Source organism: Janthinobacterium rivuli, assembly GCF_029690045.1.
Classification (GTDB): Bacteria; Pseudomonadota; Gammaproteobacteria; order Burkholderiales; family Burkholderiaceae_D; genus Janthinobacterium; species Janthinobacterium rivuli.
In genome coordinates, this window is the sequence record NZ_CP121464.1 from 5,746,366 (window position 1) to 5,767,649 (window position 21,284).

21 protein-coding genes are annotated in these 21,284 nt (G+C 62.6%); 12 read left to right on the forward strand and 9 right to left on the reverse strand.

Annotated features, from left to right (window positions below; genetic code table 11):
- Positions 1–84: 84 nt before the first annotated feature.
- From P9875_RS26090 to P9875_RS26115, 6 genes are all read left to right on the forward strand, one after another.
- The gene (locus P9875_RS26090) at positions 85–1,002 is read left to right on the forward strand and encodes an ABC transporter substrate-binding protein (RefSeq protein ID WP_278317003.1); all 918 of its coding nucleotides are present in this window, start codon (positions 85–87) and stop codon (positions 1,000–1,002) included.
- Between the two features lie 73 nt (positions 1,003–1,075).
- Complete coding sequence (locus tag P9875_RS26095) at positions 1,076–2,572, forward strand: sugar ABC transporter ATP-binding protein (RefSeq protein WP_278317004.1); 1,497 nt, start codon at positions 1,076–1,078, stop codon at positions 2,570–2,572.
- Complete coding sequence (locus tag P9875_RS26100) at positions 2,550–3,557, forward strand: ABC transporter permease (RefSeq protein WP_423221807.1); 1,008 nt, start codon at positions 2,550–2,552, stop codon at positions 3,555–3,557. Before P9875_RS26095 ends, P9875_RS26100 begins: the two co-directional genes overlap by 23 nt.
- A gap of 36 nt (positions 3,558–3,593) precedes the next feature.
- On the forward strand, positions 3,594–4,685 hold the full coding sequence (locus P9875_RS26105; RefSeq protein WP_176387405.1) for an alcohol dehydrogenase catalytic domain-containing protein: 1,092 nt from the start codon (positions 3,594–3,596) through the stop codon (positions 4,683–4,685).
- 13 nt (positions 4,686–4,698) lie between these two features.
- Entirely contained in the window at positions 4,699–6,249 is a 1,551-nt protein-coding gene (locus tag P9875_RS26110; RefSeq protein WP_278317005.1) for an FGGY-family carbohydrate kinase, read from the forward strand.
- Between the two features lie 2 nt (positions 6,250–6,251).
- A complete protein-coding gene (locus tag P9875_RS26115) occupies positions 6,252–6,989 on the forward strand; it encodes an SDR family oxidoreductase (RefSeq protein ID WP_278317006.1) in 738 nt (245 codons plus the stop codon).
- Here P9875_RS26115 and P9875_RS26120 read toward each other — a convergent pair.
- The 9 genes from P9875_RS26120 to mpl form a co-directional block, all read right to left on the reverse strand.
- On the reverse strand, positions 6,986–7,714 hold the full coding sequence (locus tag P9875_RS26120; RefSeq protein ID WP_278317007.1) for an HAD family hydrolase: 729 nt from the start codon (positions 7,712–7,714) through the stop codon (positions 6,986–6,988). The genes P9875_RS26115 and P9875_RS26120 overlap by 4 nt on opposite strands.
- A 294-nt stretch (positions 7,715–8,008) precedes the next feature.
- Positions 8,009–8,974 (reverse strand): magnesium/cobalt transporter CorA, encoded by a 966-nt coding sequence (corA, locus tag P9875_RS26125; protein WP_034746658.1) that lies wholly within the window; start codon positions 8,972–8,974, stop codon positions 8,009–8,011.
- A gap of 222 nt (positions 8,975–9,196) precedes the next feature.
- Positions 9,197–9,943 carry a monofunctional biosynthetic peptidoglycan transglycosylase gene (gene mtgA / locus P9875_RS26130; RefSeq protein WP_423221863.1) on the reverse strand — a complete coding sequence of 249 codons (747 nt, stop codon included), beginning with the start codon at positions 9,941–9,943 and terminating at the stop codon, positions 9,197–9,199.
- Entirely contained in the window at positions 9,925–10,752 is an 828-nt protein-coding gene (gene aroE, locus P9875_RS26135) for a shikimate dehydrogenase (RefSeq protein ID WP_278317009.1), read from the reverse strand. Before aroE ends, mtgA begins: the two co-directional genes overlap by 19 nt.
- A gap of 11 nt (positions 10,753–10,763) precedes the next feature.
- Positions 10,764–11,621 carry an energy transducer TonB family protein gene (locus P9875_RS26140; RefSeq protein ID WP_034746649.1) on the reverse strand — a complete coding sequence of 286 codons (858 nt, stop codon included), beginning with the start codon at positions 11,619–11,621 and terminating at the stop codon, positions 10,764–10,766.
- Between the two features lie 138 nt (positions 11,622–11,759).
- A complete protein-coding gene (locus P9875_RS26145; protein ID WP_176387399.1) occupies positions 11,760–13,847 on the reverse strand; it encodes a ribonuclease catalytic domain-containing protein in 2,088 nt (695 codons plus the stop codon).
- A 2-nt stretch (positions 13,848–13,849) separates the two neighbouring features.
- Complete coding sequence (locus P9875_RS26150) at positions 13,850–14,464, reverse strand: chorismate--pyruvate lyase family protein (RefSeq protein ID WP_278317010.1); 615 nt, start codon at positions 14,462–14,464, stop codon at positions 13,850–13,852.
- A complete protein-coding gene (locus P9875_RS26155) occupies positions 14,461–15,045 on the reverse strand; it encodes a YqiA/YcfP family alpha/beta fold hydrolase (protein WP_035822112.1) in 585 nt (194 codons plus the stop codon). Before P9875_RS26155 ends, P9875_RS26150 begins: the two co-directional genes overlap by 4 nt.
- Positions 15,042–16,382, reverse strand: coding sequence for a UDP-N-acetylmuramate:L-alanyl-gamma-D-glutamyl-meso-diaminopimelate ligase (gene mpl, locus P9875_RS26160; RefSeq protein WP_423221864.1), 1,341 nt, complete (start codon positions 16,380–16,382; stop codon positions 15,042–15,044). The genes P9875_RS26155 and mpl overlap by 4 nt, the downstream gene beginning before the upstream one ends.
- Before the next feature lie 151 nt (positions 16,383–16,533).
- Here mpl and P9875_RS26165 point away from each other — a divergent pair, with 151 nt between their 5' ends.
- The 6 genes from P9875_RS26165 (at position 16,534) to prmA (ending at position 21,280) form a co-directional block, all read left to right on the forward strand.
- The gene (locus P9875_RS26165; protein ID WP_035822115.1) at positions 16,534–17,172 is read left to right on the forward strand and encodes a hypothetical protein; all 639 of its coding nucleotides are present in this window, start codon (positions 16,534–16,536) and stop codon (positions 17,170–17,172) included.
- A gap of 19 nt (positions 17,173–17,191) precedes the next feature.
- On the forward strand, positions 17,192–17,746 hold the full coding sequence (locus P9875_RS26170; protein WP_176387396.1) for a TlpA family protein disulfide reductase: 555 nt from the start codon (positions 17,192–17,194) through the stop codon (positions 17,744–17,746).
- A gap of 82 nt (positions 17,747–17,828) precedes the next feature.
- Positions 17,829–18,266 carry a type II 3-dehydroquinate dehydratase gene (aroQ, locus tag P9875_RS26175; protein ID WP_034746628.1) on the forward strand — a complete coding sequence of 146 codons (438 nt, stop codon included), beginning with the start codon at positions 17,829–17,831 and terminating at the stop codon, positions 18,264–18,266.
- Positions 18,267–18,357: 91 nt separating this feature from the next.
- A complete protein-coding gene (gene accB, locus P9875_RS26180) occupies positions 18,358–18,822 on the forward strand; it encodes an acetyl-CoA carboxylase biotin carboxyl carrier protein (RefSeq protein WP_099401598.1) in 465 nt (154 codons plus the stop codon).
- A gap of 101 nt (positions 18,823–18,923) precedes the next feature.
- Complete coding sequence (accC, locus tag P9875_RS26185; RefSeq protein WP_034746622.1) at positions 18,924–20,339, forward strand: acetyl-CoA carboxylase biotin carboxylase subunit; 1,416 nt, start codon at positions 18,924–18,926, stop codon at positions 20,337–20,339.
- Positions 20,336–21,280, forward strand: coding sequence for a 50S ribosomal protein L11 methyltransferase (gene prmA / locus P9875_RS26190; RefSeq protein ID WP_035822121.1), 945 nt, complete (start codon positions 20,336–20,338; stop codon positions 21,278–21,280). The genes accC and prmA overlap by 4 nt, the downstream gene beginning before the upstream one ends.
- Positions 21,281–21,284 lie beyond the last annotated feature (4 nt).

The window sequence follows — 21,284 nt, forward strand, 5'->3', positions numbered from 1 at the left end:
TCCCTTTTTCACGCTTCATGCCCCGGCAGCAGGCAAGGCAAGGCTGCCACGACACCCAAAATCCATACTAAAAACCAGGAGACGATGATGTTGAAAAGAAAATTGCTGGCCCTGTCCACGACCGCCCTGTGCGCCGCCAGCCTGTCCGTGAGCGCCAGCGCCGCGCCGCTGAAGATCGGCATGTCCTTCCAGGAACTCAACAACCCGTATTTCATCACAATGAAAAAGGCGCTGGAAGAGGCGGCCGCCAGCATCGGCGCCACGGTGGTGATCACCGATGCGCGCCACGACGTGGCCAAGCAGACGAGCGACGTGGAAGACATGATCCAGAAAAAGATCGACATCCTGCTGCTCAACCCCACCGATTCGGTCGGCATCCAGTCGGCCGTCAAGGCGGCCAAGGCGGCCGGCGTGATCGTCGTCGCCGTCGATGCGAATGCCAACGGCCCCGTCGATTCCTTCGTCGGCTCGAAAAATTTCAATGCGGGCCAGCTGGCCTGCACCTACCTGGCCAAGAGTCTGGATGGCAAGGGCGACGTGGCGATCCTCGACGGCATCCCCGTCGTGCCCATCCTGGAGCGGGTGCGCGGCTGCAAGGATGCGCTGGCAGCCTTTCCTGGCATCAAGATCGTCAGCACCCAGAACGGCAAGCAGGAACGCGACCAGGCCTTGACGGTCACGGAAAACATCCTGCAGGCGCAGCCCAAGCTGAAAGGCATTTTCAGCGTCAACGATGGCGGCGCCATGGGCGCGCTGTCGGCCATCGAAGCGAGCGGCAAGGACGTGAAACTGACCAGTGTGGACGGCGCGCCGGAAGCCATCAAGGCGATGCTCAAGCCCAATTCCAGGTTCATCGCCACGGCCGCCCAGTACCCGCGCGACCAGGTGCGCCTGGCGCTGGCCATCGCCATGGCAAAAAAATGGGGCGCCAACGTGCCGGCGCAAGTGCCGGTCGACGTCAAGCTGGTGGACAAGGCAGGCGCCAAGTCCTTCAGCTGGTAAGGGCAGCGGCCACCGTGCCTGCCCACTCCCGCGGCCTGGCTGCGGGAGCTTCACCGTTACTCCGGATCCCACCATGCAGACGATCTTGCAGCTACAAAACATCACCAAAGGTTTCCCCGGCGTGAAAGCCTTGAACGACATTAACCTGAGCATTCGTCAGGGCGAAATCCACGCCTTGCTCGGTGAAAATGGCGCCGGCAAGTCAACCCTGATGAAAATTCTCAGCGGCATCTACCGGCCCGACGCGGGCAACATCGTGGTCGATGGCCAGCCCTGCGATTTTCACAGCTACAACGACGCCATCGCCGCCGGCATCGCCATCATCTTCCAGGAGTTTTCCCTGGTGCCCTACCTGAATGCGGTGGAAAACATCTTCCTGGGACGCGAGCGGACGAATGCCCTGGGCTTGCTGTCGAAAAAAGCCATGCGGCAGGAAGCGGCAGCCATCTTCGCGCGCCTGAACATCGCCATCGACCTGTCGGCCGAAGTCAGCCAGCTCAGCATTGCCCAGCAGCAGTTCGTGGAAATCGGCAAGGCCCTTTCGCTCAATGCCCGCATCCTGATCCTCGACGAACCGACGGCCACGCTGACACCCAGCGAAGCGGGGCAGCTGTTTGCCATCATGCGCGAACTGCGCCAGCAAGGCGTGGCGATGATCTTCATTTCGCATCACATGGAAGAGATTTTCGACGTGTGCGACCGCATCACCGTGCTGCGCGATGGCCAGTACGTGGGCATGACGGACGTGGCCGCCACCGATATCGGCCAGCTGGTGGAAATGATGGTCGGGCGCAAGCTGGAAGCGAACTTCCCCGCCAAGCCGGCGCGCCCCGCCTCGCCCGCCATCGTGCTCGACGCCCGCGACGTGCGCCTGAGCAAGGATGGCCCCGCCAACAGCTTCCAGCTGCAGCAGGGCGAAATCCTCGGCTTTGCCGGCCTGGTCGGTTCGGGCCGCACGGAACTGGCGCTGGCCGTGATGGGCGCCCACCCGGCCTGGCACAAGGAGATCCGCATCCACGGCAAGCGCGCCCGCCTGCGCGATCCGGCCGATGCCTTGCGCCACGGCATAGGCCTGTTGCCGGAAAGCCGCAAGACCGAAGGACTGATCCTCGATTTCAGCATCACGGAAAACATGTCCATCAATAACCTGGGGAAATACACGGGTGCGGGCCTGATACGCCGCCCCGCCGAGCTGGCCGCCACGCGGGCCATGATGGCCAAGGTGGGCGTCAAGGCCCCCGGCCCCGGTACGCGCGTGGGCACCCTGAGCGGCGGCAACCAGCAAAAAGTGGTGATCGCCCGCTGGCTCAACCATCACTGCAAGATCCTCATCTTCGACGAGCCCACGCGCGGCATCGACGTGGGCGCCAAGGCGGAAATCTACCGCCTGATGCGCGCCCTCACCAGCGATGGCTATTCCATCATTCTGATTTCATCGGAACTGCCGGAAATCACCGGCATGTGCGACAGGGTCGCCGTGTTCAAGCAGGGCGCCATCGTGGCCATGCTGGAAGGCACGTCCATTCACTCCAGCGAGGTAATGCGCCATGCAACAGCCGGTCAACACTGAATCCCTCGCGGCGCCGCGCCGCCCCGCCCCTCCCCTGCCAGCCAGGCGCCTGTGGGGCATGCTGAAGCAGTCGCCCGCCTTCCTGCCGCTGCTGGGCCTGCTGCTGGTGTCGGCCGCGATGGCGGCCACCACCGACCATTTCTTTTCCAGCGATAACCTGGTCAATATCGCGCGGCAAGTGTCGATCAACGCCATCATCGCCGTCGGCATGACGTGCGCCATCCTCAGCGGCGGCATCGACCTGTCCGTCGGCTCCGTGATGGCGCTGACGGGCACCTTGACGGCGGGCCTGATGGTGGCCGGCCTGCCGCCCGGGCTGGCCATCGCGGCCGGCCTGGCCGTGGGCATCGCCTTTGGCGTGGGCAATGGCTTCTTTGTCGCCTACGCCAGGATGCCGCCGATTATCGTCACCCTGGCCACCATGGGTATCGCGCGCGGACTGGCCCTGCTGTACACGGGCGGCTACCCGATCAACGACTTGCCGGACTGGTTCGAATTCTTTGGCCGCGGCAATGTGCTGGGAGTGCAGACGCCGATCCTGGCCATGCTGCTGGTCTTCCTCGTCGCCTATGTGCTGCTCGACCATACGCCGCTGGGCCGCTATATCTACGCCATCGGCGGCAACGAGGAAGCGACGCGCCTGAGCGGCGTGCGCGTGGCGCGCTACAAGCTGCTGGTGTATGCCATCAGCGGCGGCACGGCCGCCATCGCGGGCCTGGTGCTCACGTCGCGCCTGATGAGCGGCCAGCCGAACGCCGGCATCGGCTTCGAACTGGACGCGATTGCCGCCGTCGTCATGGGCGGCACGGCCATCACGGGCGGACGCGGCTCCATCGTCGGCACCCTGATCGGCGCCGTCATGCTCGGCGTGCTGAATAACGGCCTGAACATGATGGGCGTCTCGCCCTACCTGCAAAACATCATCAAGGGCGTGATCATCCTGCTCGCCATTTACATCAGCCGCAACAGCAGCAAGCGCGCCTGACCATCGCCTGACCACCTTTACCACCTGGAGCCTGCCATGAAGTACACCGAAGTCGAGATGCAAGCCGTCGTTTGCCACGGTCCGAAAGATTACCGCCTGCAAAAGATCAGCCGCCCGAAGCCACGCCTGAACGAGTTGCTGATCCGCATCGCCGCCTGCGGCATCTGCGCCAGCGACTGCAAATGCCACTCGGGCGCCGCCATGTTCTGGGGCGGCGACGGCCAGCCGTCGTGGGTCAAGCCGCCGGTGATCCCCGGCCACGAATTCTTCGGCTACGTGGTCGAGGCGGGAGAGCACGGCGAGGAACACTTTGGCGTGAAGGTGGGCGACCGCATCATTGCCGAGCAGATCGTGCCTTGCGGCAAGTGCCGCTTTTGCAAATCGGGCAAATATTGGATGTGCGAAGTGCACAATATCTTCGGCTTCCAGCGCGAAGTGGCCGATGGCGGCATGGCTGAATACATGCGCATCCCGCCCACCGCCCTCGTGCATAAAATTCCCGAGAGCATTTCGCTGGAAGACGCGGCCATCATCGAGCCGATGGCGTGCGCCATCCACACGGTCAACCGCGCCGAAGTGCAGCTCGACGACGTGGTGGTAATCGCCGGCGCCGGGCCGCTGGGCCTGATGATGACGCAGATCGCCGCCCTGAAGACGCCGAAAAAACTGGTGGTGATCGACATGGTGCCGGAGCGCCTGGCGCTGGCGCGCGAGTATGGCGCCCACGTCACCATCAATCCCGCCACCGACGATGCGCTGGCCATCATCCACGGCTTGACGGACGGCTACGGCTGCGATGTGTATATCGAGACGACGGGCGTGCCGGCCGGCGTGACGCAGGGCTTGAATGTGATTCGCAAGCTGGGCCGCTTCGTCGAATTCAGCGTCTTCGGCAAGGAAACCAGCGCCGACTGGTCCATCATCGGCGACCGCAAGGAACTCGACGTGCGCGGCGCCCACCTGGGACCGTATTGCTACCCGGTCGCCATCGACCTGCTCGAACGCGGACTGGTCACGTCGAAAGGCATCGTCACGCACGACTTTCCGCTGGAAGACTGGGAGCAGGCGTTCGCGCTGGCCAACTCGCTCGATTCCATCAAGGTATTGCTGAAGCCAGCGCAACATTAACGGGGAAACCGGCATGGATTACGTCATCGGTGTCGATATCGGCACGCAAAGCACCAAGGCCCTGCTCGTCACCAGCGGCGGCGCCATCGTGGCCCAGCATGCGCAGGGCTACCAGGTCGATACGCCGCGCCCCCTGTGGGCCGAGCAGTGGCCGGCCGTGTGGTACGACGCCGTCGTGAGCTGCGTGCGGCAGGTGCTGCACGCCAGCGGCGTGCCGGCGGAGCACGTCAAGGCCATCTGCGTGAGCAGCCTGTATGGCGGCTCCGGCATTCCCGTCGATGCCGCCATGCAGCCGCTGCACCCGTGCCTGATCTGGATGGACAGGCGCGCCACCGACGAGGTGGAATGGGTCAATCAGCACGTCGATCTGGAACGGCTGTACGCGACGACAGGCAACGGCGTCGACAGCTATTACGGCTATACCAAGATGCTGTGGCTCAAGCGCCATCGGCCCGACGTGTGGGCCGGCACGCGCTACTTCCTGCCGCCGAACAGCTACATCAACTATCTGCTGACGGGGGAAGTGGCCGTCGACCATAGCTCGGCCGGCAATATCGGCGGCGTGTACGACCTGGCCGCGCGCAGCTGGTCGGCCCCCATGCTGGAGGAACTCGGCATCCCCGCGCGCATGATGCCGCAGCGCCTGGTCGACTCGTCCGAGGTGGTGGGCGCCCTGCTGCCGCTGGCGGCGCAGCAGCTCGGTTTGCTGGCCGGCACGCCCGTCATCGCCGGCGGGGTCGACGCGGCCGTGGCCACCTTCGCCGCCGGCGCCAGCCGCGCGGGCCAGCATGTGGCGATGATCGGCACGAGCATGTGCTGGGGCTATATCCACCAGCAAGTCGATGCGCGCCACGGCCTGATCAGCATGCCGCACGTGTTCAACAGCCAGTCCGACCTGTATGTGTTTGGCGGCGCCATCACGGCCGGCGCCTCCGTCAGCTGGTTCCGCGACGAGTTTTGCCAGGCCGACGTGGAGGCGGCCAGACGGCTGGGCCATGCCGATGCGCACCAGCTGATGGAAGAGCAGGCGCAAGCCGTACCACCCGGCGCGGAAGGCGTGCTGTTCCTGCCCTACCTGATGGGAGAGCGCAGCCCCATCTGGGACGCCAGGGCCAGCGGCGCCTTCCTGGGCCTGAGCCTGTACCACAGCCGCGCCCATCTGTACCGCGCCGTGCTTGAAGGCGTGAGCTTTGCCCTGCAACACAATATCGAGGCGGGCGCCAGGGGCACCGGCACGGTCGCGCTCGACGACAAGCTGATCGTCGTCGGCGGCGCCGCGCACTCGCCCCTGTGGATGCAGATCATTGCCGACATCACCAATTACCCCGTCTACACCATCGCGGAAAACGTCGAGGCGGCGCTGGGCGCGGCCTTGCTGGCGGCGCTCGGTGCCGGCCTGGTCAGCAAGGATGCGGCCCAGCGGGGCTGGGTCACCCTGGTGCCGCGCAGCAAGCCGCAAGCGGACGCCAGCGAGGTCTACCGCCGCACCTTTGCCCTGTACCGCGATGCCTATCCCGCCTTGCGGCCCCTGATGCACCGTATCAACCACGCCAACCCAAACTAAGGATGACCATGCTATTCGATTTCCGCCACAAGAAATTCATCGTCACGGGCGCTTCCAGCGGCATCGGCCTGGTCACTGCGCGCATGCTGAGCGCGGCCGGCGCGCGCGTCATTGCCATCGGACAAAACGCCGAACGGCTGGCCGCGCTGGCCGACGAAACCGGTTGCGAGCCGCTGCAGCTCGACATCAGCGACAGCGACGCCATGGCGGCCGCGCTGGCGCAGCTGCGCAACATCGATGGTCTCGTCAATTGCTCCGGCATCTCGCAACTGGGGCCCAGCATGGAAGTCGATGCGGCCAGCTTTGACCGCGTGATGGTGGTCAATGCGCGCAGCGCGGCCATGATGGCGCGCCATGTGGCGCAGGGCATGCTGCGCGAAGGACACAAGGGCAGCATCGTGAACGTTTCGAGCCAGGCGGCGCTGGTGGCGCTTGAGCATCACTTGGCGTATTGCGCCTCGAAGGCGGCCATGGATGCGATCACCCGCAGCCTGTGCCTGGAACTGGGGCCGCACGGCATCCGCGTCAACAGCGTCAACCCGACCGTGACCCTGACGCCGATGGCGGAACGGGACTGGAGCGATCCGGCGAAAAGCGGCCCCATGCTGGCCGCCATCCCGCTGCGCCGTTTTGCCACCCCGGAAGAGGTAGCCAGCCCCATTTTGTTCCTGCTCAGCGACGCCGCCGCCATGATCAGCGGCGTCAGCCTGCCGATCGATGGCGGCTATACCTGCCGCTAGGCGACTTGCGGCTCGGTGGCCGGCTGCAGCAGGGCCGCCACCAGCGCCGGCAAACTGGCCATGTCGCCGAACACGACATGCGCGCCGGCCGCCTTCAGGCGTGCTTCCTGGCCGGGCGCGATATGTCCGCCGCCGATGAAGCCCAGGACCGTCATGCCCGCCGCCACGGCGGCCGTCACACCCGTGACGCTGTCTTCCAGCACCAGGCACTGGCCTGGCGGCACGCCGAAAGCGGCGGCCGCCGCCAGGTAGACGCCCGGATGGGGCTTGGCATGGCCGACCAGGTCGGGCGTAAATACGCGCTTGTCGAACAGCGGCGCCATGTTAGTGCGCTCGAGCGCCGACAGCACGCGCGCGCTGACGCTGTTCGAGGCCACGGCCTTGGGCAGGGGAATGGCGGCCAGCGCCTGCGCCACGCCAGGCACGGCGCGCAGCTGCGCATCGCAGGCCGCGTCGACGGCGTTGCCGATGGCCATGATGTCATCGGCCGGCAATTGCGGCAGGCACAGTTCCTTGTAGATATCCTGCATCAGCGGCACCAGGCGCTGGCCCAGGCGCGGCTCGATCAAGCCTTGCAGGGTGACGCCCTCGGGCAGGTTTTGCAGGCGCGGCCCCAGCAATTCCAGCAGCGCTTGCAGGGCCACGGCTTCACTGTCGATCAGCACGCCATCGCAGTCGCTGATCAGATGGGTAAAGCGCGGTGGGGTGATGGCGGTATCAGGCATGGACTCTCCAGAAGACAACGGTGACGGGAAATGCGGCGGCCAGCCGGCCAAGGCCGGCATCGTAACGATCATAGGTGGAACAGGCGGACGCCACCACGCAGAAAACGTCTCGATGACGATACTTTTCTGCGCAGCCGGCGGCAGGCATGAATCAGCAATCAGCAATGAGCAATGAGCAATGAGCAATCACGCAATACCAATTCAATACCACACAATACCAGTGATTATCGCCGATTTTTGAATTCGCTGCGTTCGTCTTGACACCGGGACGCGGAAGCGCCCCGGCGATGCGGCTTATTTCAGCCAGCCGCGGTGGCGGAAGTACAGGAAGGGCGCGATGGCGCTGGTGATCATCAAGCCCCAGGCCCATGGATAGCCGAACGACCATTCCAGTTCCGGCATCAGCTTGAAGTTCATGCCGTACACACTGGCGATCAGGGTCGGCGGCAGGAAGGCCACACTGGCCACCGAGAAGATCTTGATGATCTTGTTCTGGTTGATGTTGATGAAACCGACGGTGGCATCCATCAGGAAGTTGATCTTGTCGAACAGGAAAGAGGTGTGACCGTCCAGCGATTCGATGTCGCGCAAAATCTGCCGCGCTTCCTCGAACTGCTCGGAATTGAGCAAGCGGCCGCGCATCAGAAAGCTCACGGCGCGGCGCGTATCCATCATGTTGCGGCGGATACGGCCATTCAAATCTTCCTCGTGGGCAATGGCGTTCAGCGCTTCGGCCGCGTGCGCATCGGTAAATTCCTTTTGCAGCACGCGCGTGCTGACTTCTTCCAGGTTCTGGTAGATGCCTTCGAGCACGTCGGCCGAATACTCGGCATCGGTGGCGTACAGGTCGAGCAGCACGTCCATGTAGTCGGCAATCGAGCCGGGCCGCGAGCGGGCGCGCATGCGCACCAGGCGGAACACGGGCAAGTCGTCCGTATGCATGGAAAACAAAATCTTGCGGGCAAGAATGAAGGCGACCGTGATGACGCGCGACGGGCCGTCGTCCTCTTCACGCAGGAAATCCGTGCGCAGGTGCAAGTCGCCGTTTTCCGCTTCGTAATAGCGGGCCGACGCTTCAATATCCTTGACTTCGTCTTCGCCCGGCAGGGTGACGTTGTAGATGGCCTTGACCCAGGCCCGTTCATCATCGGTGGGGTCGGTCAGGTCGACCCACACCGGTTCGGCATTTTCGAGGTCTGCGCGGCTGTCGATCGGCACCTGGTTGAGCCGGCCATTCTGTAATACAAAGACATTGATCATGCGCGCTCTCAGCCGGATGTGGGGTTATCGTGATGTGCTGGCGCTGGCGCCAAAAATGAAAACAGCGCAAGTGTACCCGCAAAGGCCTTTTCACGACCACCCCCGGCACGGCTTTTTCACGGAAAAAGTGCGGCGTTGCACCAAGCGGGGCCGATTAAGATGCTGCGTCGCAATAGTGCCAATCAGGCAGCTTTAATTTTATGCAAAGAAAGCCCGCTGCACTCAAGGCAATTCCGCCGCCCCCATGCGGCGCAGGATCACGCCCGTGCGCCGGTTCAGGTAACCCGTATCGCGGTGACGGTCATAAAAACGGGGATTCGGCAGCATCACGGCCAGTTTCGCCGCCTGCCCCGCGCTCAGGCCCGCCGCGCTGACCTTGTAATAGTGGCGCGCGGCCGCTTCGGCGCCAAAGGTGCCCGTGCCAAACTCCACCACATTCAGATAAATCTCGAAAATGCGCTGCTTTTCCATCAGGTTTTCCAGCATGTACGTGATGATCAGTTCCTGCCCCTTGCGCACATAGCTGCGCGAACCGGACAGGAACAGATTCTTCGCCAGCTGCTGCGTGATGGTGGAGCCGCCCGCCACGACCTTCTGCTTCTTGCTGTTTTTTTCATACGCCTTTTGCAAGGCTTCCCAGTCCACGCCTTCGTGCTCGGAGAAATTCGCGTCTTCCGAAGCGATGATGGCCCGTTTCAGATTGTTCGAGATGCGGTTGTACGGCACCCACGTCTGCTTGATGGTGGCATTGGGATTCTTGTCCTGCAAGACCGACAACTGTTCCCGCATGAAGGCCGTGCTGGACGGGTTATGGTCGACCCACCACCAGATTTGCAGGAAGAAATACAGTTGCACGACAATAAAGGCCAGCACGGGAACGATGAACAGCCACTTGATCCAGCCGTAGCGGCTGCCGCTGCCCCCCTTGCGATGGCCCTTCTTGCCGGCGCTCACAGGGTACTGCGCAATTGCGCCAGCAAGTCCTGCGTCTGCGGACGCACGCCGCGCCACACGTAAAACGCTTCGGCCGCCTGCTCCACCAGCATGCCCAGGCCGTCGCGCACCTGCGCGCCATGCTGCGCGGCAAAGTCCATGAAGACGGTAGGCTGGGCGCCGTACATCATGTCCAGCGCCAGCGTATGGCTGCCGAAAATTCCAGGCGGCACGGGCGGCAAGTCGCCCGCCAGGCTGGCCGAGGTGGCGTTGATGACGATATCGAACACGCCATCGGGCTGCGCGAAACCGCCGGCGCGCAGCTGGCCGGGGTGCGCCAGCGCGTCGGCAAACTGCGCTACCAACGCCTCGGCCGTGGCCACGGTGCGGTTGGCAATGAAGATTTCCTGCGGTCCCTGTTCCAGCAAGGGCAGCACGACGCCGCGCGCGGCGCCGCCCGCACCCAGCAGCAGGACGCGCTTGCCGGCAATGCTCACGCCCGCGTTGCGCACGATGTCGGCCACCAGGCCCGCGCCATCGGTATTGTCGCCAAGAATGGTGTCGCCATCGAAACGCAGGGTATTGACGGCGCCGGCCGCCCTAGCCCGCGGCGTCAGCACGGTGGCCAGCGCACACGCGTCCAGTTTGAAGGGCACGGTCACGTTCGCGCCCTTGCCACCCTCGGCGGCAAACGTGCGGGCCGCCAGGGCAAAGCCATCGAGCGGCGCCAGCCGGCGCTCATAGACCAACGCTTGCCCTGTCTGCAGGGCAAACGCGGCGTGGATCAATGGGGACTTGCTGTGGGCGATGGGATTGCCGAAGACGCAATATTGATCGTGATTCATTGCTTGCTTGTTCAATTGCTGCCGCCAGTCAGGTTAGCTTCCATTTTTTCTTCGCGCGTAAATTTGAAGCGGGTGATGACGACCCACAGGTCATCCTTGTCACTCGACAACATGTTCGGTGGGAAACGGCCAAACGGCGCCGCGCGGCGCACGATGGCCAGGGCCGCCGCATCGAGTGCCGGGTTGCCCGAGCTTTTTTCCACGCGGGCGCCGCCCTCTTTCTGGTAAATCGTGCCGTCCTGGAAGATGGGGATATAGACGACCAGTTCGCCATACATCTTGCGGCCATTCTTTTGCGGGAAATTCAGGGTGCCGATTTCCTCGATGCGCTTTTGCAGAGTCTTGTAATACATGGCATAGCCGACCTCCTGCGTGCTGGGCGTAATGAACGTCTTGCGCGGACGTTTATTCTGGTCTTCCACGGTCTGGCTGATTTCGGCCGCCATGCGGGCGATGGCCTTGCTGCTTTCCATCAAGTCCGAGCCGGTGGCCAGGGGATTGGGCTTGTCCTTTTCCGTGACGGGCGCGGCGCTGTAAGGCGTCGGCCTGGCCGCCTGCGTCAGCAATTCCTGCTGCTTCTGCTCCAGCTCGGCAATGCGCCTGGCGCTGGCCTTGACGCTGTCGCCCTCTTCCACCTTGCGCATGTCGGGCAAGGGCGACTTGGCGCGACCCTTGTCGGCCTGTCCACCACCATCGAGGTTGGCTTGCGCCAGGGCATCGGCCTTCAGCGGCTTGTTCGCATGCTTGGCGTTGACCAGGATCACTTCCAGGCCAGGATCGGTGGCGACGGCCCGCTGCGGGGCCGGGGCGACAAAATGCATCGCCAGCAAGGCGCCGTGCGCCAGCAGCGATACCGCCACGGCTATCATCAGGAAACGATTCTCTCGGAAAGACTTCACGCGCAACCCAGTTCGCAACAAGCACACCATACAAGATGGCTGAATTCTACGTCAAAGGGCGGTGCCGGCAACAGTTTTCAGCACCGCCTTGATGGCGTGAGGAATGCCTTACTTGACCTCGGGCTCGCTGACCACGTCTTCGCTGGCCAGTTCCGCCACTTCCGCCTCGGCGTCGCCGACCTGGTTGGCCGCTTCCGGCGCGGCTTCCGCTGCCACGTCGCCTTCATCGGCGCCTTCGTCGCCAGACTCTTCCTCATAGTCCAGCTCGGCATCGGCCGCCGCATCGGGCACGGCGGCAATTTCCAGCAGGCGCGCTTCGATGCTCAGGTCGACTTCATCCCAGCGCAGCAAGTCCAGTTTCACCTGGGCACCGCGCGCCACCGATGGCATGCCCGGCAGCTTGATGACCAGCGGAATGTCGACCAGGCGCAGGATCTCGTCTTTCAGCACGACGGCGTCGACCTGGCGCGCGTTTTCCTGGTGCAGCCAGCGCAAGCACCAGTAGCGTTCCATGTTCGACTGGAAATCGCCATACGCGGCATACGCGGCGTCGAACGCCGAGACGATGGCGAACAGATTCGCGTCGCGCGGCTTGAACGGGGCCACCAGCGGCGCCGTCACGCCATGCTCGGCGCAAGCGATGATTTGCCACTGGTTGACCAGGTCCGTGTAGCGGCGCAAAGGCGAAGTGCTCCACGCGTATTGATCCACGCCCAGGCCCTGGTGCGGCGCCGCATGGGTAACCATGCGCACCTGCATCTTTGCCGCCCAGCTATTGCCGCTGCCGCCGCCCTGGCTGCGGTAGATGCCTGGCACGCCATGGTCGTGCAGCATCTTGCCCCACGTGCTGTTGGCAAAAATCATCAGTTCGGCGACGATCTTGTCGAGCGGCGCGCCACGCTTGCGGCGCGCCACGGTGACGATGTCGTTTTCCACATAGAAATTGAAATCGACACGGTTATTCTGTTCCGGCTTCAGGCCAAACGCTTCGCGTTTCTTCATGCGGCCCTGTTCCAGTTGCTGCGCCCATTGCCACAGCACGGCAAAATCGGCCTTGTGCGGATACTCGCCCTCACCGCTGGCCAGGGTTTCCTCATTGACCAGATCGTCTAACTGGTTATGCCGCAAATTGCTGGCAATCGGCACCAGCTCGGCGCGCGTCTGCGTGCTGACCACGGCCCAGTCCGCTTTCGGATCCAAGGTCGCGTACAGCGACAGGGCCGGGCACGTCGTGCCTTCCGCCAGGGTAAACGCGTTGACGATTTCGTCGGGCAGCATGGTGATCTTGTCGCCAGGCATGTAGACGGTCGACATGCGCTGGCGCGCCATCTTGTCGATCACGTCTTCCGGACGGATGCCCAGGCCCGGCGCGGCGATGTGAATACCCACTTTCACGGTGCCATCGGGCAAGGGTTGCACGGAGAAGGCATCGTCGATCTCGGTCGTGGTTACGTCGTCGATCGAGAAGGCGGCCACGTCGGCCAGCGGCAGCTTGGCCGTCACGGAAGGCACGGGCACGTTCGGGAAACCGGCGCCTTTCGGGAAATTTTCGAAAAGGAATTTCGACAGGTGCAAGTCTTTTGGCGAAGCAATACCACCGACGGCCAGCATCAGCCGCGGCGGCGTCGTGTGCAATTCCGTGCACGCCGCTTCCAGCGCCTTGTATTCAATCGTGTTCTTGTCCGGCTTGAACAGCAGTTGCAGCACCATGGGCTGCATCGAGGCGGGCAAGCGGTTCTGCTTCAGCTCTTCCACATAGCCTGCCTGCACCAGCGCCTGCTGCTTTTTCTTTTCAATTCCGGCCAGAGCCGCCTTCAGCGAGGCTTCCGGCGCCGCCTTGTAGCGGCCACGGCCCTTCTTGTAAAAATATACGGGCGCCGAATGCAGGGCCAGGATCAGGCCGGCCGCTTCCGGCGGCAACGGTGCATGGCCGAAGTACTCGGCGCCCAGCTCGGCAAAGCCGAACTCGTCTTCGCCCGCCACTTCCCACAGGAAATCGAGATCGATCTCGGCGGCAACCGCCTTGGCTTGCTCGAGCAACTCGGCCGGGGCCGGCTTTTCATACTGCAGCAGCACATCCTTGACCTTGACCTTGGTGCGCTTGCCGCTGGCCATTTCGACCTGGTAGGCTTCACCCGCTTGCGACAGGACCGTGCCGACCTTGAAATCGCCGGATTCTTCAAAAAATAGATTCATTGTTATGCTTTGTTTATTAATGTGTCGGTTGCAACGGTGCGAGTGACGGACGTCAACTCCAGCACCGCCGGCAAAAATACTTCGGTTACCAGCAGCAAGCCCTGGTGACGCTGATACAGGCAGCGGCGGGCAAAAAACAGCGCCTGCTCGTCGGCGCGCTGCCCTTCCCATGCCAGCGCCGCCTGCGCTCGCTGTACCAGCGGGTGCCCGGCGCGCAAGCGGGCAAATTCCAGTGCACCGCGGCGTACCATGCGGTCGCCAAACAGGGTCGTGCCCAGCGAACGTTCGCCCAGCGCGGAAAACAATGGCCAGTCCGTGGCCGTCGCCTGCATGGGCACGACGGTATGGCCAAACACGGCCGGCTTGTCATCACAACGCAACAGCACTTCGCGTTCCCACACCCTGCCCGCGCGGTGCAAACCAATGATGGCAGCCTCGTCGCTCAAGCAACGTGCCGTTTCCTGATGCAAACATTGCACGCGAAATGCCTGGCTATGCGCTTTCAGCTTGGCCGTCAGCGACCCGCCACCCGTGAGCCAATGGCGCAAGGCCGCCGGCGCATTGACGGCATTCACGTGCGCATGCCATTGCGCCTGCCGCAGCGAACCCGGCCTCACTTGGCGGCATCCGCATCGATGCCGCAAAAGGCCAGCACGGGCGCCAGGTAGTCGGCAAATTCGCTGATGCCATGGTCGCTGCCATCGATGACCAACTGCCGCGCCCCCTGATAATGCGCCACCATGTCGCGGTAGTCGAGCACTTCATCGCCCGTGGCGGCAATCAGGAAATAGCGTTGCGGCTCAGTAATTGTCTCTACGGCAAACGCGCGCAGCTCATCAATGTACTCGCGCTTGAACTCGAATGGCTTGTCCGAATGGAACTCAGTCGTCACGCCCACATGCTGTTCCAGGTCGATCAAGGGCACGATGGCGGGGTTGAGCAAGACGGCGCGGCAACCGAGTTGCTCGGCCAGCCAGGTGGCGTAATAGCCGCCCAAGGACGAGCCGATTATCGTCAGCTCAGCCGGCGCCACGTCCTTGACCAGCGACAAGGCCAGTGCTATGGCCAGCTTGGGCGAGGCCGGCAATTGCGGGCACAGCCACTGTGCTTCACGGCCCAGCGCCTGCATCTGCGCGGCCAGCAGGCGCGACTTCATCGACAGGGGCGACGAGCGAAATCCATGCAGGTACAGAATCATCGGCCCAGGGCCTCCAGCAATTTCTGGTGCACGCCGCCAAAGCCGCCGTTGCTCATGACCACGATCTGGTCGCCGGGACGGGCGCTGGCAGCCACGGCCGCCACCAGGGTGTCGATGTCTTCGTAGGCGCTGGCAATCTTGCCCAGCGGCGCCAGCGCGTCGCCCAGGCTCCAGCCCAGCGCGGCATGGCTGCCGAAACCGAAGACCAGGTCGGCATCCTTGAGGCTGCCCGGCAGCGCATCTTTCATGGCGCCCAGCTTCATGGTGTTCGAACGCGGTTCCAGCACGGCCAGGATGCGGCCGCTGCCGCCTATCTTCTGGCGCAGGCCGCCCACGGTGGTGGCAATGGCCGTCGGGTGGTGGGCGAAATCGTCGTACACGGTGATGGCGTTGACCACGCCGCGCACTTCCATGCGGCGCTTGACGCTCTCGAAGCTGGCCAGCGAAGCGCACGCCTGGGCAATCGGCACGCCCACGTGGCGCGCGGCGGCGATGGCCGCCAGCGCATTGCTGCGGTTGTGCTTGCCCGTCAGCGCCCACGCCACGTGGCCTTCCTGCTTGCCATTGAAGAACACGTCGAAGCTGCCATCGGCCTGCTCTTGCAGTTGCCAGTTAGCATCTTGACCAAAACTTTCCTTTTCACTCCAGCAACCGCGCGCCAGTACGCGCTGCAGCGATGCTTCGTCGCCGTTGAAGACGAGACGGCCGATGCCGGGCACCGTGCGCACCAGATGGTGGAATTGCGTCTCGATCGCGTGCAGATCGGGGAAGATGTCGGCGTGATCATATTCCAGGTTATTCATGATGGCCGTCTTCGCGTGGTAATGCACGAACTTGCTGCGCTTGTCGAAGAAGGCCGTGTCGTATTCATCGGCTTCGATGACGAAGAAGTCCGACTCGGCGCTCTTGCCGTCGATCTTGCCGCTGAGGCGGGCGGAAATGCCAAAGTTCATCGGCACGCCGCCGATCAGGAAGCCCGGCGCGTAGCCCGCGTCTTCGAGTATCCAGGCCAGCATGGCTGATGTTGTCGTCTTGCCATGCGTGCCGGCCACGGCCAGTACCCACCGATTGCGCAAGATGTGTTCGCCGATCCACTGCGGGCCGGACACGTATGGCAAGCTGCGGTTGAGGATTTCTTCCACCAGCGGGTTGCCGCGCGAGACCACATTGCCAATCACATACAAATCCGGGTTCAGCTTGGTTTGTTCCGGATCAAAGCCCTGGATCAGTTCGATTCCCTGCGATTCCAGCTGGGTGCTCATCGGCGGATACACGTTGGCATCGCAACCGGTGACTTTATGGCCGGCTTCCTTGGCCAGGACAGCCAGGCCGCCCATGAAGGTACCGCAAATGCCGAGAATATGAATATGCATGTGATCAGTGCGAAAGGCGCACGCTTAAGTAAGTAAGACGGTGAGATAAAAAACAGCAAGTGCAGGATTTTACCTGACGCCATGACTTTTTCCGCTTCGGAGTATCATCTCGCTCATGACGAACGATGCATTTGACGATAGCGCGCAGTTGCGCCTGGAAATCGCCGCCGCTGCCGCGCGCCTCGTGGCGCAGGATGGCGCCGACTATGGCAGCGCCAAGCGCAAGGCGGCGCGGCAAGTCCTCGGCGACGCGCCGAACCGGCCCAATATACTTCCCGACAACGACATGATCGAAGAGCAGGTGCGACAATACAATGCCCTGTTCCTGGCCGACAGCCAACCGGCCCGGCTGTTCCAGCTGCGCACGATCGCGCTGCAGGTGATGGAAGCGTTGCAACAATTTCATCCTCTGCTCAGCGGCCCCGTGCTCAATGGCACGGCCGGCCCCCACGACGAGATCTATCTGCAGCTGTTTGCCGAGAGCGCCAAGGATATCCACATCTTCCTGCTGAATAAAAATGTCGTGCTCGATATGTCGGAAAGCCCGCATTTCAAGGGAGCGCGTTATGATGCGGTCGAGACAGCCAGTTTCTTGTGGAAAAACGAAGGCGTGCACGCGGCCATGTACGAGCTCGACGATATGCGCGGCGCGTTGAAAGCCAAGGCGGATGGTAAGGTGCTGCGCACCGACATCGCCGGGCTGCGCAGCCTGCTGGCCGCCAGCCTCGCCGATGGCGTGCCGGCTGCCGACTAACATTGATATAGATAAAGTTATGACAAAAAAGAATTGGATCGCCTGCGCCATCGTGGCGCTGATGTTTGCCGGCATGGGCGCTTACGTCGGTTTGAGCAAGGAAAAAGCGAAGGAAGCGGGACCGCAGACGAGCACCATCGCACCAGGCGCGACCGGCCCCGTCAACGAGCTGTATGCGCTGTCCCTGCCGGACGCGGCGGGCGCCACGCAAGCCTTGTCGCAATGGAAAGGCAAGAATTTGCTGGTCAATTTCTGGGCGCCGTGGTGCCCGCCGTGCGTTGAAGAAATGCCGGAGTTATCCGAAGTGCAAGGCCACTATGCGGGGAAAAACCTGCAGGTGATCGGTATCGGCATCGATTCGGCCAGCAATATTGCCACTTTTGCCAGCAAGGTCAAGATCGCCTATCCCGTGTATGTGTCCGGCATGAGCGGTACCGACCTGTCGCGTCATTTTGGCAATGCCACGGGCGGTTTGCCCTTTACGGTGCTGATCGGCGCCGATGGCGAAGTCAAAAAGACCTATCTGGGCCGCTTGAAATTTGATCAGTTGCGCGCCGATCTGGATAAATTGTAAATTCGGAGCGTGCTTTTTTCTCTTGCCAATGCGTATCTTTGGCGGCAAAATGCGGAACTTTCGCTAAAACGGTCTTCCATACATGGCAAAAAACCTCCTTCTGCTCAACGGTCCCAACCTGAATTTGCTGGGAACGCGCGAGCCTGAGGTCTACGGCGCCAGCACCTTGGCCGATATCGAGCAGGCAGCAATGGCGCAAGCCATGGCGGCCGGCGCCGACCTGGTCTGCTTTCAAAGCAACCATGAAGGCGCGCTGATCGACCGCATCCATGCCGCGCGAGCGGAAGGGATCGATGCCATCGTCATCAATCCGGGCGGCCTGACCCATACCAGCGTTGCCTTGCGCGATGCGCTGGCCGGGGTCGCCATCCCGTTCGTGGAAGTCCATATCTCGAATATTTATCAACGCGAAACGTTTCGACATCACTCATTTCTCAGCGCGATCGCGCAGGGGACGATCTGCGGCCTGGGTATCGATGGATATCGGTTTGCCATCGACTTTGCGCTTAAAAAACGTTAATCTACGCGATCTGCACGCATTTAGCGCGGCGATAGGTTCTTGGACATCACCGCATCACTCATAAAACAAACTACATTCCTAGGGGTTTTACATGGATCTACGAAAACTCAAGACCTTGATCGACCTGGTCGCCGAATCGGATATCGCAGAGCTGGAAGTTACCGAAGGCGAAAGCAAGGTTCGCATCGTCAAATCGTCGGCCATGCCGCAAAACCAGATGGTCATGATGCAGCCGCAAGGCATGCAAGCCCAGTACCAGCCAGCCGCGCCAGCCGCCGCCCCCGCTGCGGCAGCCGCCGTCGTGGTCGCCGCCGAGCCAACGGGCTATGTGGTCAAGTCGCCGATGGTCGGTACCTTCTACCGTTCCTCCGCTCCTGGCACCGCCGCCTATGTTGAAGTGGGCTCGGCCGTCAAGGAAGGTGATACCCTGTGCATCATCGAAGCGATGAAGCTCCTGAATGAAATCGACTCCGATAAAGCCGGTGTCGTGACCCAGATTCTGGTCGAAAACGGCCAACCGGTCGAATTCGGTCAACCCTTGTTTGTGATCGGCTAAAACCCAGTCCACACGGCCGGCAACGGCCGTTTGCAGTTTTAGCCCCTCACACTTGTTGTTTCGCCGGCTCGCCGGCTCTCACAGACATACGCGAACCTACCATGTTTGAAAAAATCCTGATTGCCAACCGTGGTGAAATTGCCCTCCGTATTCAGCGCGCCTGCCGCGAAATGGGCATTAAAACGGTTGTAGTCCACTCCGAAGCCGACAAGGACGCGAAATACGTCAAGCTGGCCGACGAATCCGTTTGTATCGGCCCGGCACAGTCGTCCCTGAGCTACCTGAACATGCCCGCCATCATCAGCGCCGCTGAAGTAACGGATGCGCAAGCGATTCACCCAGGCTATGGCTTCCTGTCGGAAAATGCCGACTTTGCCGAACGCGTCGAGAAATCGGGCTTCGTCTTCATCGGCCCCCGCTCCGAATCGATCCGTTTGATGGGCGACAAAGTGTCGGCCAAGCAAACCATGATCAAGGCTGGCGTACCGTGCGTACCCGGCTCGGAAGGCGCGTTGCCGGACGATCCGAAAGCGATCGTGCAAATTGCCCGCAAGATCGGCTACCCGGTCATCATCAAGGCCGCCGGTGGCGGTGGCGGACGCGGCATGCGCGTGGTGCACACGGAAGCAGCCCTGATCAACGCCGTGGCGATGACCAAGACGGAAGCCGGCACGGCTTTCGGCAACCCTGAAGTGTATATGGAGAAGTACCTGGAAAATCCACGCCACGTGGAAATCCAGATCCTCGCCGACGAACACAAGAACGCCGTCTGGCTGGGCGAGCGCGACTGCTCCATGCAGCGCCGCCACCAGAAAGTGATCGAAGAAGCACCAGCGCCGGGCATCCCGCGCAAACTGATCGAGAAAATTGGCGACCGTTGCGCCGAAGCTTGCCGCAAGATCGGCTACCGCGGCGCCGGCACGTTTGAATTCCTGTACGAAAACGGCGAGTTCTATTTCATTGAAATGAATACCCGCGTGCAAGTGGAGCATCCCGTCACCGAGATGATCACCGGCATTGACATCGTGCAAGAGCAGATCCGCATCGCCGCCGGCGAAAAACTGCGTTTCCGCCAGCGCGACGTCTTGCTGTCGGGCCACGCCATCGAGTGCCGCATCAACGCCGAAGATCCGTTCAAGTTCACGCCATCGCCAGGCAAGATCGTGTCGTGGCATGCACCGGGCGGCCCTGGCATCCGCGTCGATTCGCACGCCTACGCCGGCTACTACGTGCCGCCGCACTACGACTCGATGATCGGCAAAGTGATCGCTTACGGCGCCACGCGCGAGCAAGCGATCCGCCGCATGCAGATCGCCCTGTCCGAAATGGTCGTCGAAGGCATCAACACGAATATCGCCCTGCACCGCGAACTGATGATCGACGCGCGCTTCATCGAAGGCGGCACCAACATTCACTATCTGGAACAGAAGCTGGCCGACATGCCGGACCTGGGCAAGAACCTGAATGGCGGCAGCCCCAGCATTGCCAAGAAATCCGAAATCAAGGCGGGCGCATGAGCTGGACGGAAATCGTCATCGAAATCGCCCGTGACAACGCCGAGGCCATGTCCGACGCGTTGATGGAAGCGGGCGCCCTGTCGGTGTCGGTGGAAGACGCCGATGAAGGCACGGATGCCGAGCAGCCCCTGTTTGGCGAACCCGGCATGGAACCGAAGGAAGCGGCGTGGGAACGCAGCCGCGTGGTGGCGCTGACCGACGTCGACGCCGACCAGGCCGCCATCGTGGCCGCCGCCGCCCAGGCGGTCGGCATGGCGGAAGTGCCCGCCTTCACCATGCGTCCCGTGGAAGAGCAGGACTGGGTGCGCCTGACGCAGTCGCAATTCGCGCCGATTCACATCGGCAAGAATATCTGGGTTGTGCCCAGCTGGCACGAGGCACCGGATCCTGACGGCCTGATCCTGGAACTGGACCCTGGCCTGGCCTTCGGCACGGGCAGCCATCCGACCACGCGTCTGTGCATGGAATGGCTGGAAGCGAACCCCGCTCCAGGCAAGACCGTGCTCGACTACGGTTGCGGCTCCGGCATCCTGGCCATGGTGGCCAAGAAACTCGGTGCGCAAACGGTGGCCGGCGTCGACATCGACCCGCAAGCGATCGAATCGGCGCGCGACAATGCCGAACGCAACCAGTGCGACATCGAATATTTCTTGCCAGACACGTTTGCCACCTCGGCACACGCCACGGCCAAGTTTGACATCGTCGTCGCCAACATCCTGTCAAGCCCATTGAAGCTGATGGCGCCGATGCTGTCCGGCCGTGTCGCCGATGGCGGCGCGCTGATCCTGTCCGGCGTGCTGGCACGCCAGGCGGAAGAAGTGGCCGCTGCCTACGCCCCGTTCATCCAACTGGGTGTGTGGGCCGAGCAAGACGGCTGGGTGGCCCTGCATGGCCGCCTGGGCAGCACGCAAGCGCCTGCGCCCCGCGCGGAAGGTGCATAAGCAC

Bases quoted from the DNA above. Each gene is read 5' to 3' on its own strand.
- P9875_RS26090 (WP_278317003.1), top strand. From the start codon at position 85: ATGATGTTGAAAAGAAAATTGCTGGCCCTGTCCACGACCGCCCTGTGC.
- P9875_RS26095 (WP_278317004.1), top strand. From the start codon at position 1,076: ATGCAGACGATCTTGCAGCTACAAAACATCACCAAAGGTTTCCCCGGC.
- P9875_RS26100 (WP_423221807.1), top strand. From the start codon at position 2,550: ATGCAACAGCCGGTCAACACTGAATCCCTCGCGGCGCCGCGCCGCCCC.
- P9875_RS26105 (WP_176387405.1), top strand. From the start codon at position 3,594: ATGAAGTACACCGAAGTCGAGATGCAAGCCGTCGTTTGCCACGGTCCG.
- P9875_RS26110 (WP_278317005.1), top strand. From the start codon at position 4,699: ATGGATTACGTCATCGGTGTCGATATCGGCACGCAAAGCACCAAGGCC.
- P9875_RS26115 (WP_278317006.1), top strand. From the start codon at position 6,252: ATGACCATGCTATTCGATTTCCGCCACAAGAAATTCATCGTCACGGGC.
- P9875_RS26120 (WP_278317007.1), bottom strand. From the start codon at position 7,714: ATGCCTGATACCGCCATCACCCCACCGCGCTTTACCCATCTGATCAGC.
- corA (WP_034746658.1), bottom strand. From the start codon at position 8,974: ATGATCAATGTCTTTGTATTACAGAATGGCCGGCTCAACCAGGTGCCG.
- aroE (WP_278317009.1), bottom strand. From the start codon at position 10,752: ATGAATCACGATCAATATTGCGTCTTCGGCAATCCCATCGCCCACAGC.
- P9875_RS26140 (WP_034746649.1), bottom strand. From the start codon at position 11,621: ATGATAGCCGTGGCGGTATCGCTGCTGGCGCACGGCGCCTTGCTGGCG.
- P9875_RS26145 (WP_176387399.1), bottom strand. From the start codon at position 13,847: ATGAATCTATTTTTTGAAGAATCCGGCGATTTCAAGGTCGGCACGGTC.
- P9875_RS26155 (WP_035822112.1), bottom strand. From the start codon at position 15,045: ATGATTCTGTACCTGCATGGATTTCGCTCGTCGCCCCTGTCGATGAAG.
- mpl (WP_423221864.1), bottom strand. From the start codon at position 16,382: ATGGGCGGCCTGGCTGTCCTGGCCAAGGAAGCCGGCCATAAAGTCACC.
- P9875_RS26165 (WP_035822115.1), top strand. From the start codon at position 16,534: ATGACGAACGATGCATTTGACGATAGCGCGCAGTTGCGCCTGGAAATC.
- P9875_RS26170 (WP_176387396.1), top strand. From the start codon at position 17,192: ATGACAAAAAAGAATTGGATCGCCTGCGCCATCGTGGCGCTGATGTTT.
- aroQ (WP_034746628.1), top strand. From the start codon at position 17,829: ATGGCAAAAAACCTCCTTCTGCTCAACGGTCCCAACCTGAATTTGCTG.
- accB (WP_099401598.1), top strand. From the start codon at position 18,358: ATGGATCTACGAAAACTCAAGACCTTGATCGACCTGGTCGCCGAATCG.
- accC (WP_034746622.1), top strand. From the start codon at position 18,924: ATGTTTGAAAAAATCCTGATTGCCAACCGTGGTGAAATTGCCCTCCGT.
- prmA (WP_035822121.1), top strand. From the start codon at position 20,336: ATGAGCTGGACGGAAATCGTCATCGAAATCGCCCGTGACAACGCCGAG.